Here is a 12,873-nt window from a genome sequence, read left to right as displayed (position 1 = left end):
GGCTCCGAGTGCAGGGTTGCCGCCCAAAGGGAAACGCCACGCACATGAACCCCGTCGCAAGAACGGTCCTGCAGCGCCTTGGCCTCGGTCTGGTCACTTTGTTTATCGTGTCCATCATCATCTTCTCTGCGATCGCGATGCTCCCAGGCGACTTCGCCAAGGCCACGCTCGGGCAGTCGGCGACGCCCGAAACGGTCGCCGCGTTTCAGCGGGAGATCGGCATCGATCGTCCGCCTGTCGAGCGCTACTTCGCTTGGGTCGCCCAGATGCTCCATGGCGATTTCGGCTCTTCGTTTGCGAGCCGCACCGGATATCGGCGTACCGTGGCCGAGATCATCGCACCCCGCCTCTACAACACGATGTTCCTTGCAGCGGTGACGGCGCTGATAGCCGTTCCCCTGGCCTTGGGGCTTGGCATTCTGGCTGCGCTGTACCGCAACGGCTGGTTCGACCGGCTGGTGAATGTCGCGACACTGACAACCATTTCATTCCCGGAATTTTTCGTCGCTTATATGCTCGCCTACCTGGTGATCTCGCGCGACACGTTCATCGGATCCGATTTCGCTCAAACGCTGCCTCATTGGCTCACTGTCTCGCTGAACTGGGCGCTCAATGCGGTTCCCAAATTTCCGACATTGTCGAATGTGAACGATCAGACGCCATTTTGGGAGCATCTCTGGAAAGTCGCCCTGCCGGCAATCACCCTTACACTTGTAATCGTGGCCCACATGATGCGCATGACCCGAGCGGCCATCATCAACATGCTGTCAAGCCCCTACATCGATATGGCGCGCCTCAAGGGAATGTCCCCGATGGTGATCGTGCTGAGGCATGCCCTGCCCAATGCCTGGGCTCCGATCGTCACTGTGGTCGCGTTCAATCTGGCGTATCTCATCGTCGGAGTGGTCGTGGTCGAGGTCGTGTTCGTTTACCCCGGTATCGGCCAGCTGATGGTTGACGCGGTAAAATCCAGGGATGTTCCGGTTGTCCAGGCCTGCGCCCTGATTTTCGCCGCGACTTACATCCTTCTCAACCTGCTAGCCGACATTATTTCCATCGCCACCAATCCCAGGCTCTTGCACCCACGATGACCAGATCCGAATCTGTCGCGGAGCTTCAGAGGCTGAGGCGCTCGCGTGCCACCCGGGCGAAAACAGCGCTGAAGAAGGCACCGTTCAGCGCGTGGTTCGGCATCGTTGTGATCCTCGGCTACGTCTTTGTTGCGGTCTTCGCGCACTGGATAGCCCCATATGGCGAGACGCAGGTTTTCAGCGAAGCCTTCGCGCCGTGGAGCCAGGAGTTCAAACTGGGAACCGATCAGCTCGGCCGCGACATGCTCACCCGCTTGATCTACGGTGCGCGCAACACAATCGCTATCGCGGTCGCGACCACGTTGCTGTCCTTCGCGGTCGGCGTCTCGCTCGGCCTTCTTGCCGCATTGTACAGGGGGTGGCTCGACCAGATCTTGTCACGTGCGGTGGACGTGCTGATGTCAATCCCGAGTCTGATCTTCGCGCTGGTGCTGCTGACGATCTTCGGCTCTTCGATCACGAGCCTGATTGTCATCATTGCGCTTCTCGATTCCACCCGGGTCTTTCGGCTTTCTCGCGCCGTCGGGCTTAACGTGGCGGTGATGGAATATGTCGAGGTGGCACGATTACGCGGCGAGGGACCAAAATGGATCATCGCCAAGGAAATCCTTCCCAATGTCATGCCGCCACTGGTCGCCGAGTTCGGCTTGCGATTCTGCTTCGTGTTCCTGACAGTCGCGGCGCTGTCGTTTCTCGGCGTCGGTATTCAGCCGCCGACGGCCGATTGGGGATCAATGGTGCGCGAGAACGCGACCCTGATCACCTACGGCGACGTCACCCCGCTACTTCCGGCCGGCGCGATTGCTCTCCTTACCGTGTCCGTGAATTTCGTTGTGGACTGGTTCCTGCACGCAACAAGCGGGTTGCGGGATGAAAAGTAGCGGTCCAGGCTCACGCGAAAAAGGCAAGGATCTACTTCAAATCCGCAATCTGCATGTGGAGGGGTTCTCGGACGAGCGCTGGCATCCGATTGTCCGCGGGATCGATCTGACGCTGAAGCGGGGCGAGGTTCTTGGCCTGATCGGCGAATCAGGCGCCGGCAAGTCCACCATTGGCCTTGCCGCAATGGGTTATGCCAAGCCGGGCTGCCGGATCATGCAAGGCTCGGTCCTGTTCGACGGGATTGATCTTCTGGCAGTCAATGAAAAAGGGCGCCGTCGCCTCAGGGGCTCCCGCATTGCCTATGTCGCACAAAGCGCGGCTGCCTCTTTCAATCCGGCACATCGGCTCTTGGAACAAACCGTCGAAACAGCGGTGGCGCATGGAATTGCCGGCCGGGAAGAGGCGAACCGGAGCGCCGTCGATCTTTATCGACGCCTTCAACTCCCAGAACCGGAGACCATAGGCTTTCGCTATCCTCATCAGGTCTCCGGCGGGCAGTTGCAACGGGCAATGACAGCGATGGCAATGGCTTGTCGTCCGGACCTCATAATATTCGACGAGCCAACAACCGCGCTCGACGTGACCACGCAGGTTGAAGTTCTAGCTTCCATTCGCAACATCGTGGAGGAATTCAACACCGCTGCAATCTACGTGACGCATGACCTGGCGGTGGTGGCGCAAATGGCGGATCGTATCATGGTTCTGCGCCACGGACGCACCGTAGAGGAGGCTGATACACGCCAGATGCTGGCCTCGCCCAGCCAGGAATATACCAAAACGCTCTGGGCCGTACGCAAGCTCGCCAAGCCCGAAGTTCCAGCCGATGACTATCTGCTGACGATAGACAACGTTACCGCGGCCTATGCAGGAAAGGTCAAGGTGCTCCAGGATGTCTCCATCAAGGTCCCGCGCGGAAGAACCGTGGCCGTGGTCGGCGAATCCGGTTCGGGCAAATCGACGCTCGCGCGAGTCGTCACCGGTCTCTTGCCGCCAATTTCAGGTTTGATTTCTTTTGCCGGGCAGCCCCTTTCCACGAGCCTGAAGACGCGGCCGAAGGAGGTCCTGCGCCGCATGCAGATGATTTACCAAATGCCCGACAACGCCCTGAATCCGCGCCAGACGGTCGAAGAAATCATAGCTCGGCCGCTCGAATTCTACCTCGGCCTAAAGGGCGCGCAGAAGGATCGCCGGATCTGCGAACTTATGCACATGGTCGAGATGAGCGAGGATTTTCTGGAACGCCTGCCTGGCGAGCTATCGGGCGGCCAAAAGCAACGCGTCTGCATTGCCCGGGCGTTGGCAGCCGATCCAGAGCTTATCATCTGTGACGAGATCACGTCCGCGCTCGACCAGATCGTCCAAGAGGAAATCCTCAAGCTTCTCATGCGCCTGCAGCGTGAACTCGAAATGAGCTACATCTTCATTACCCACGACATTGCTACCGTAAGAGCGATAGCCGACCAAATCGTTGTCATGCACCAGGGCAAAGTCGTTGAACAGGGACTGAAGAGCCAAGTTCTCACACCTCCCCATGCCGCTTACACCGAACGGCTTTTGTCGTCCGTACCGGAAATGGATCCGGACTGGCTTACAAGGCTGCTGGCCGGCCGGAAAGTCTGAGAGGGGGACCCCGTCCACCTAGGCCCCTGGCATCCTTCCACGTGCTTTGAAGGGCATGATCGTGCTCCGCTTCAATCGGGCTGGCCAGCCCGACAAACGGAGCCAACCATTTCACCGTTTCGTCGCTAAGAAAGCTGGCGACCCAGGAGATCTCGGTATTAGCTCACGAACGGCAGCTTCTGTTTGCTTAAAAGAAGCGCTCTGAGGCACATCGGAGCTACGACGCAGTCCCTGTGATGTCTGCTTTTTGGAAGCGGCTGCTAATCTCTCAATGACCAAGATTGGGCAGCAAAGCTGCCAAGGGGTGTAAGATAAATGCAGCCAGCGAATGGGTGGCCTAGCTTCTTGACTCAATTTGGGCGAACCGCCTCGTAACCAGTTAATAAATAACGTCGGGTTAGTCGCACTGTCTGCAATCCGGGTGGCGAACGAGGATCAAGGAAGGAACAAGGGGGCCGTGCCCAAGTTCGGCATGTACCACCGCCGCCGATGAACGCGCAGCAACAACCGAGGCACGGGATCATGACCGTTCAGATTCGACTTTCCGAGATCGACCACGCCAGGCGCGAAGATCATGGCGACGGTGCCTGGAGCATCGCACCGGACCTGGGTTATTTGCGGCTGGCAATCGTCAATGTCGTGTTCTTCGGCGCACCGCGCAGCGGAGATCGGAACTGGGTGCTAATAGATACGGGGTTGCCGACGTCGAGAAGCAGTATTCTTGCGGTCGCGGAAAAGCGGTTTGGCACCAACGCACGGCCTGCCGCGGTTATCCTGACACACGGCCATTTTGACCATGTGGGAACGGTTCTGGACCTCGCGAATAGGTGGGAGGTGCCCGTCTTCGCGCATCGACTCGAGCGACCCTATTTGGACGGAACTGAATCTTATCCGCCACCGGATCCCTGGGTCGGGGGCGGACTGATGGCGCTGCTTTCGCCGCTCTTTCCACGCGGGCCGATCGATCTTGGCAACCGATTGGAACTCTTGCCCGCCGACGGATCGGTCCCCGGAATGCCCGGATGGCAATGGCTGCACACACCCGGGCACGCCCCTGGTCACATTTCGCTCTGGCGCGAGGAAGACCGCTCGCTGATCGTAGGGGACGCTTTCATCACCACCGGTCAGGAGTCGGTCTATGAGGTCGCCGTCCAGGATCTCGAGATGCACGGTCCGCCGCGCTACTTCACGCCGGACTGGGATGCGGCGGAAAGATCTGTGAAGCGTCTGGCTGACCTGAACCCTCAGATGGTCATCACTGGACACGGTGCGGCTGCCGCTGGAGTGGGCATGCGTAAAGCTCTTGACAGTCTGGCTGAGCGCTTCACGGTGTTCGCCGTCCCGCCGAAATCAAAATTCGTACGCGAGCCAGCGACGGCTGCAAATAGCTGAGGTAACCGAGCCGCCGTCGTTGTGAATATGGTCACGTTGAACAACTCCATCTCTCGAGCAGGTAGAGTTCCCCCCTCGGGTCGCGCCCATGTCGCCCAAACACTGACAAGCGGAACAATCCCGGGAGGCGCCAGTTAGGCGTTGCACGCTTGGGCGACTTGCGGCCAGCCCCGAAAAATCCCGCATCAGGAGCAGACGTCAGATGGAAAACGAGCACCCCGAAGGACGTGTCCTCTCCGCCGGCGCGGCGATCGGCAAGAAGTTCGGGCACTAGCCATGACTGGCGTCGATTCGCTCATGGGCCAAAACCGTGGAGCGGTCCCGGCTCCACCAGCTTGATGGGGTGATCGACTTAGCTGTGCTCCATCGCCGTGCCGCCGAATTGGAGTTTGTGCACGAGCCAGCGAGGAGGAACAAACCGGGGAAGCGCCAGTTAGGTCCTTCGTCCGGCGGAGGGCGGCACCCCGGCCACGCGCCTTGAAGTTGGTTCAGAGGAAGGCTTCAGATGAGAAGTGCCAAGAGCGCGTGCCCCAAGAACGCGTCCTCTCCAGGATTGGTGGCCGAGCAAGTGTTGTTGCCATCCAGCCCCAAGCCGGGGCGGCAACTGCTCTGGATCCCGGCAATCGCATTCTTGCCCGGTTGTGCGGGGGGTGTGCTCGACCCGCAAGGACCCATTGGCTCGGGCAACCGCACGATCCTCTTGAACTCACTGGCGGTGATGCTGGTGATCGTTGTTCCGACGCTTGTTGCGCTCTTGGCCTTCGCATGGAAATTCCGCGCCTCGAACAGCGACGCGCGCTATGACCCGGAGTTCACCTATTCGGGGCGCATCGAGTTGATCGTCTGGTCGATCCCGACGCTCACCATCCTTTTCCTTGGCGGGCTCATCTATTACGGATCGTACCAGCTCGATCCGCGCAAACCGATCCCTTCCGCGCAGCCGCCGCTCGACATCCAGGTGGTGGCGCTCGACTGGAAATGGCTGTTCCTCTATCCCGAGCAGGGCGTGGGCGCTGTCAATCAATTGGTCATCCCCGCCGGCGTTCCAGTTCATTTCAAGCTGACCTCGGCCAGCGTGATGAACACGTTCTTCGTGCCCCAGCTTGGCAGCATGGTCTACGTCATGAACGGCATGCAGACCGAGTTGCATCTGCAGGCCGACCGCGAGGGCAGCTTTTTCGGCCAGTCGGCGCACTTCAGCGGCGACGGCTTCTCGGACATGAACTTCAGCGTGAGCGCGGTTTCAGCCGATGCCTTCACCCGCTGGACGTCGTCGCTGCGTGGCGGCGGCGGCGTGCTCAACGCGAATGCCTATCGCGAGCTCGCCCGGCAAAGCACCAACGTGCCGCCGTCCACGTTCGGCCATGTTCAGCCCGGGCTGTTCGATGCCGTCGCTCAGCAGATATTGCCCCCGGGTCCGGGGCCGGCCGAAAGTGCCGCCGGCGGCGAGCCACAGGTGAGCCCAAAGGCATTGCCCGCGGCGGCGCCGCCGACGGGGCATCATCCACAGGCAGAAGGGGCGGAATGACGATGCTGGGCAAGCTCGACTCGTCGGCCATTCCCTTCGATCAACCCATCCCGCTCGTCGCGGCTCTCGGCGTCTTTCTGGCAGCGGTCGCCGTGCTTGGATGGATAACGGTGAAGGGCTACTGGCCCTATCTGTGGAACGAGTGGATAAGCTCGGTCGACCACAAGCGCATCGGCGTGATGTATATTGTGCTGGCGATGCTCATGCTTCTGCGTGGCTTCATCGATGCCATCATGATGCGCACGCAACAGGTGCTGGCGATCCACGGGCCGGGCTACCTGCCGCCGGAGCATTACGACCAGATCTTCTCCGCGCACGGCACGATTATGATCTTCTTCGCGGCGATGCCTTTCATGATCGGCCTGATGAATTTCGCCGTACCGCTGCAGCTTGGCATACGCGATGTAGCCTTTCCGACACTCAATTCCGTCAGCTTCTGGCTGACGGCTTCCGGAGCCCTGCTGGTCAACATCTCGCTTGTCATCGGTGAGTTCGCGCGCACCGGCTGGCTGCCCTATGCCCCCTTGTCGGAGACCACCTACTCGCCGGGCGTCGGTGTCGATTACTATCTGTGGTCGATCCAGATCTCCGGCGTCGGCACTCTGCTTACCGGCGTCAACCTGGTGACGACCATCCTCAAGATGCGTGCGCCTGGTATGGGCTACCTGCGAATGCCGATGTTCTGCTGGACCTCGCTCGCGTCCAACCTGCTCATCGTCGCAGCCTTCCCGATCCTCACCGCCACGCTGGCGATGCTGACGCTGGACCGCTATCTCGGCTTCCATTTCTTCACCAACGAAGCCGGCGGAAATCAGATGATGTTCGTCAACCTGATCTGGGCCTGGGGCCATCCCGAGGTCTACATTCTGGTGCTTCCCGCCTTCGGCATCTTCTCCGAGGTCTTCTCGACATTCTCGTCAAAGCCGCTGTTCGGATACCGTTCGATGGTCGCGGCCACGATGTTCATCTGCATCGTCTCGTTCATGGTCTGGCTGCATCATTTCTTCACCATGGGCGCCGGAGCAGACGTCAACGCCGCCTTCGGCATCGCCACGTCGGTCATCGCCGTCGGCACCGGGGTGAAGATCTACAACTGGCTCTTCACCATGTATGGCGGGCGCATCCGCTTCGACACGCCGATGCTTTGGGCGCTGGGCTTCGTGACCACCTTCACCGTCGGCGGCATGACCGGCGTTCTGCTTGCCGTTCCACCGGCCGACTTCGTGCTGCACAACTCCCTTTTCCTCGTCGCGCATTTCCACAACGTCATCATTTCGGGCGTGCTGTTCGGCGCGTTCGCCGGCTTCACCTACTGGTTTCCCAAGGCGTTCGGATTCCGCTTGCACGAAGGCTGGGGCAAGGCCGCATTCTGGGTCACCTTGGCCGGCTACATGCTGGTCTTCGTGCCGCTCTATATCGTCGGTCTGCTCGGCATGACGCGGCGCCTGCAGCATATCGACATGGATCTTTGGGCGCCATGGCTGGTGGTGGCCGTGTTCGGCGTGCTGGTGATGATCGCCGGGGCCGCACTGCAGATCATGCAACTCGCCGTTTCGATCCGACATCGCGACAAGCTTCGCGATGAGACAGGCGACCCATGGGACGGGCGTTCACTGGAATGGTCGACGTCTTCCCCTCCCCCCGTTTTCAACTACGCGCGGCTGCCTTACGTCGAGGATGAAGAGCCCTACTGGCGCATCAAGCAACGGGCAAGGGAGGAGAAGAGGCCCGGTGCGGAGCAAGGATACGAGCCTATCGAGATGCCGCGCAACAGCCCGACAGGCTTCGTCACCGCCTTCTTCAGCACGCTGATCGGGTTCGCGCTGATCTGGCACATATGGTGGCTGGCGATCGTCGGCTTCATCGGCGCCTACGCGACCTTCGTCGTCTTCGCCTGGCGCGATCATGGGGATTATGAGATTCCCGCCGAAGAGGTCGCGCGCATCGACGATGACCACAAGGCCGCACAGTCAGCCCGGCTGCGGCGCTGGGAGCGGCCGGCATGAGCGATCACGCGCTACCCGGCGACTTCGGCGCGGGCACCCAGGCCCGAGACCCCTATCGGCTTGGTCAGGGCGGCCGACACGGCGTGCGCTCCGCGACCGGCCACGGTGAAGGCGGCCCGGCCTCGAAATTCGTCACCGTGGCATATGGCTTCTGGATCTTTCTGCTGTCCGACATCATCATATTCTCGGCCTTCTTCGCGGCGTATGCCGTGCTTGCCAAGGCGACCGCCGGCGGACCGACCGGCAAGGATTTGTTCGAGCCCACCCGCGTTGCGGTGCAGACGGGCCTTCTGCTCACGTCGAGCTTCACCGGTGGCCTGGCGATACTCGCGACCCATCGCAGATCGATGGCTGCAACGCAGGCCTGGCTGCTCGTCACCGGATTGCTCGGGGCAGCCTTCCTGTTTCTGGAGGTACAGGAATTCGCGGCGATGATCGGCGAGCAGGCGGGGCCTTCGCGCAGCGCATTCCTATCAGCCTTCTTTGCGCTCGTTGGCTGCCACGGCACCCATGTCGGGCTGGGGCTGCTCTGGCTGGGCACAATGATGGCGCAGCTATGGGTCAAGGGTTTTCGGTCGGATATTTTGCGGCGGCTCCACTGCTTCGGGCTTTTCTGGCACGCACTCGACATCATCTGGGTCGCCCTCTTCACCCTGGTCTATCTGTTGGGAGCATCGCCATGACCGACACCGAGAGCAGGCCCGGCGAGATGCAGGACCGCCGCGATTCCGCACCGGGCGAGGAACGTATAACCGAGCACGAAGTGGCTGGAGGGCTGTTGGGCTATGTGATCGGCTACGGCCTGGCCATCCTGCTCACGATCGCGTCATTCCTGGCGGCTCAAACCGATCTGATTTACCAGCCGGCGGTGATTTCGGCCCTGGTGGTGCTCGCTGTTGCGCAGATGGGTGTGCATCTAGTCTTTTTTCTGCACCTGACCACCGGGCCGGACAACACCAACAACATCCTGGCCTTGGCCTTCGGCGTGCTGATCGTTGCGCTGGTGGTCCTGGGCTCGGTTTGGATCATGGCCCACCTGAACGAGAACATGGCCGCCATGACGGCCCATCAAGCCGGAACGATGCCTTAAACCTCGCCCTGCTAGTCTTGGCTGAGGTGAATATGAAGCTGGTACATTGTACCGCCGCGGTGGAGATAAAAGGCTCGTCAGACCTCGTGCTTTGGCTGAACTGCACGTATGGCATCTAGCGCCAAGCGAACGGCATCGATGCCTGAGACGCGGGACTCGATCCGCCTGAAAATCACGCGGCCGTTTCGGTACTCCAGGCCCAACACCTTCCTGTCCCGCCATCGTGACGCCAGTGGCTTGTTGCGCAAGGTGATCGCGACGGCTTCGGGCCCAACATCAACTTTGCCGACACCCAGTTCCGACGCTGCTATCCGCAACCTGGTAAGTTCCAGCAGAACGGTCACTTCGCCAGGCATGTCACCAAAGCGGTCCTCGAGCTCCTCGCTGAATGCATCAAGGTCCAAGTCAGAACGAATACGAGAGAGCCGCGCATAGAGGCCAACACGGACAGTAGGCTCGTTTACATAGCTTTCGGGAAAAGCCCCTTTTGCAGGCACGTTGATGTTGGCAAGTTGCCTGTTGGGGTCGGCCCCTTCTCCAGCCGCCGAGACCGCCCGCTCCAGCAAGTGCTCGTAGAGGCCCACTCCGATCAGTTTCATATGCCCAGCCTGATCTTCGCCGAAGAGATCGCCGGCGCCGCGCAGGTCGAGGTCCCTTTGACTGATTGCCAGGCCGGAGCCAAGCCGATCGAGCGCAAGCATTGTCGAAAGCCGGGCCCTGGTGCCGTCGGCCAGCTCAACGCCAGGTTCCGTCAGAAGAAACGCAGCCGCTTGCATCGCTCCTCTACCGACCCGACCCCGTAGCTGGTGCAACTGCGCCAGACCGAACCGGTCCGGGCGCCAGACAATGATGGTGTTGGCTCGAGGCACATCGAGCCCACTCTCGATGATGTCGGTGCTCAACAAAATGTCGCCATCACCGTCAGCGAATCCGACCATGACTTCGTCCAGCTGCCTCCCTTTCATTTCACCGTGCGCCGTCATGACGCCGAGTTCCGGCACCAGCCTGTTCAGCTGGTCAGAGACCGGGCCAATGTCCTCGATGCGAGGAACCACGAAGAAACTCTGTCCACCCCTGTGAAATTCACGCAAGAGGGCCGCGCGCACCGATGCTGGATCGAACGCTGCCAGGATCGTGCGGACGGGACGTCTTTTGGCGGGCGGAGAGTTTAGAACGCTGACATCCTGGATGCCCGACAGCGCCGATTGCAGCGTCCGCGGTATCGGCGTGGCGCTCATGCTCAGCGTGTGAAGGCAGGGCGCCATGTTCCGCAGGGCCAGCTTCAACTTGACGCCGAACCGGTGCTCCTCGTCAATCACCAGCAGTCCAAGATTGGCGAAAGTGACGCTCCTGGACGACAAGGCCTGAGTACCCACGACGATCGTAACCTGGCCGCTCCGCAGGCCCTCCTTTGCCGCTTTTGCCTTTGCTGCCCCGACCATCCTTGACAGGTGGGCGACCTGCAGGCCCGTTCCTGCGAAACGGCGGCTGAACGTCTCATAGTGCTGTCGTGCCAACACGGTTGTCGGCGCTATGACCGCAACCTGTTTCCCGCAGAGGGCGGCGGCGGCGCAAGCACGCAAAGCCACCTCTGTCTTGCCGAAGCCAACATCACCGCAGACGAGCCGGTTCATTGTTCTCCCCGAGGAAAGGTCGTCGAGCACAGCGCGGATGGCGGCGGCCTGGTCAGGAGTCTCGGTATAGGGAAATTTCGCCGCAAAACGGGCCAAGTCCGCGCGGGAGGGCTTGATGATCTCGGCGGGCTGGCTGGACCTCATCTCGGCAAGGCCCACCAGGCGCTTGGCCAGCCTGTCGATCTCGCGCAACGCAGCCTCGCGTCGCTTGGGCCAGCCCTCGCCGTTGAGGCGATCGAGCGACACTGCCTCCGGTTCCGAGCCGTAGCGCCATATTTTCCCAAAGTCGTCGACCGGAACCAGCAAGGAAGCCCCGCCATGATATTCCAGCCTGACAACATCCTGGTGCTGACCAGCCAAGTTGACCTGTTCGACCGCCGCGAGCACGCCCAGGCCATGGTCTTCATGGACGACGACGTCGCCGATGCGCAACTCGGGTTCGAGTATGCTTGCGGCCATGCCGGCATCCGCCTTCAACGCAGGGCCAAACAGGTCGGCTGCGGCGACCATCGCGATACCGGATTGCGCGTCGACAAACCCTTCATCGAGGCCGAAGCCAGCCTTGAGAAGAGAGCCTCTCGCGGCCGAAAGTATTTGCGGTAAGTCGACCGCTTCCTCAGCCCGCCGGCCTAGCTTTCTATTGAGCAAGCGATCTGCTCGCTGCAGTTCAGAGGCATCGCCGGTCAACACCACCCTGGCCCCGGCGCTTGTCTGCCTTGTCACGAATTCAGCGATTTCGTACCCGGGCCTGGCCTGGCGAAAGAATTTGGGAACTCGCTCGGCAGAAACGGCAAGTCTCGTGGAGCGGTTGCGCACGGAAGCATCCCACTCTTCACGCGACAGGTAAAATTGTTCCGGCAAAGGTTTCTCGCGCCCGGCAGCCTCCTGCCTGGCACGGCGTGCATCCTCGATCAGGTCCAGAATTTTGTCGAGCGGCTGCCCGTCGATCCCTTCAAGGAAGGAGATTGAGGCGCTCGACGCACTGTCGAAGACAGATGGCATCGCGCCATATAATGCGACCAGGCGCTCTTCCATCGACGTCGCGCGCATCGCTGTCAGCTCAGGATGATCACCAGCTTTAAACATCAGCTCGGATGCCGGTCCGACAGCAATCGAGTCTCGAACCTGGTCGCTGAGCTGACTGATCGGATCGTAGGTCTTGAGCTCTCGAATGCAGCTGTCTGGGCCAAGGACGACGCGAACGGGGTCCTCCGCGCCAGCGGGGAAGATGTCCATGAGATCGCCCCGAAAAGCTATTTCACCCGGTTCGTCGACCCTCTCGTCGACGACATAGCCAAAAGCTTCGGACCTTGTTCTGAAATCATCCCGGTCGAACTTTTGTCCCACCTCCAGAATTGCGAAACCGCCAGCAATGACCTGGGCGGGCGGCACCCGCTGCAGACTGGCTTCGATCGACATTACAGCGATGCGCGCACGATCGGGCTTCGTTGCCATGTGACACAACGCACGAAGCCTCCGCCCCATATTGGCGCGTGTGGGCCACACCCTGTCGTAAGGCAGGCAATCCCAGGACGGCAGCAAGATGATCTCCGCGTGCGGCAGGAACTGACGCAAAGCCCCGACGATCTCGTCGGCGCTGCGTTCCGAGGCAGTTATATGGATAATGTGC

At 60.8% G+C, this 12,873-nt stretch carries 9 protein-coding genes; 8 read left to right on the top strand and 1 reads right to left on the bottom strand.

Translation table 11 applies throughout. The features are described 5' to 3' along the window. Nucleotides 1–44 precede the first annotated feature (44 nt). From EN991_RS07210 to cyoD, 8 genes are all read left to right on the top strand, one after another. A complete protein-coding gene (locus tag EN991_RS07210; protein WP_063173936.1) occupies nt 45–1,091 on the top strand; it encodes an ABC transporter permease in 1,047 nt (348 codons plus the stop codon). A 107-nt stretch (nt 1,092–1,198) separates the two neighbouring features. Further along, entirely contained in the window at nt 1,199–1,972 is a 774-nt protein-coding gene (locus EN991_RS07205; protein ID WP_318014155.1) for an ABC transporter permease, read from the top strand. Then, nucleotides 1,962–3,593: an ABC transporter ATP-binding protein gene (locus EN991_RS07200; protein ID WP_127368460.1), complete on the top strand. Its 1,632-nt coding sequence runs from the start codon at nt 1,962–1,964 to the stop codon at nt 3,591–3,593. Before EN991_RS07205 ends, EN991_RS07200 begins: the two co-directional genes overlap by 11 nt. Before the next feature lie 522 nt (nt 3,594–4,115). Then, nucleotides 4,116–4,985 (top strand): MBL fold metallo-hydrolase, encoded by an 870-nt coding sequence (locus tag EN991_RS07195; protein WP_127368459.1) that lies wholly within the window; start codon nt 4,116–4,118, stop codon nt 4,983–4,985. Between the two features lie 556 nt (nt 4,986–5,541). Beyond that, nucleotides 5,542–6,513 (top strand): ubiquinol oxidase subunit II, encoded by a 972-nt coding sequence (gene cyoA, locus EN991_RS07185; protein WP_245460913.1) that lies wholly within the window; start codon nt 5,542–5,544, stop codon nt 6,511–6,513. Between the two features lie 2 nt (nt 6,514–6,515). Further along, nucleotides 6,516–8,519 (top strand): cytochrome o ubiquinol oxidase subunit I, encoded by a 2,004-nt coding sequence (cyoB, locus tag EN991_RS07180; RefSeq protein WP_164766204.1) that lies wholly within the window; start codon nt 6,516–6,518, stop codon nt 8,517–8,519. Further along, nucleotides 8,516–9,202, top strand: a complete 687-nt coding sequence (locus tag EN991_RS07175; protein WP_127368457.1) for a cytochrome (ubi)quinol oxidase subunit III — start codon at nt 8,516–8,518, stop codon at nt 9,200–9,202. Before cyoB ends, EN991_RS07175 begins: the two co-directional genes overlap by 4 nt. Continuing rightward, a complete protein-coding gene (gene cyoD, locus EN991_RS07170) occupies nt 9,199–9,609 on the top strand; it encodes a cytochrome o ubiquinol oxidase subunit IV (RefSeq protein ID WP_013525252.1) in 411 nt (136 codons plus the stop codon). Before EN991_RS07175 ends, cyoD begins: the two co-directional genes overlap by 4 nt. 77 nt (nt 9,610–9,686) lie before the next feature. On the opposite strand, the gene EN991_RS07165 is transcribed toward cyoD, so the two are convergent. Continuing rightward, nucleotides 9,687–12,818, bottom strand: a complete 3,132-nt coding sequence (locus EN991_RS07165; protein WP_245460912.1) for a DEAD/DEAH box helicase — start codon at nt 12,816–12,818, stop codon at nt 9,687–9,689. Nucleotides 12,819–12,873: the final 55 nt, after the last annotated feature.

It is taken from the genome of Mesorhizobium sp. M7A.F.Ca.US.005.03.2.1, from assembly GCF_003997795.1.
Classification (GTDB): Bacteria; Pseudomonadota; Alphaproteobacteria; order Rhizobiales; family Rhizobiaceae; genus Mesorhizobium; species Mesorhizobium ciceri.
Note: the sequence above shows the minus strand (reverse complement) of the source record. Positions and strands in the feature narration are given on the sequence as shown.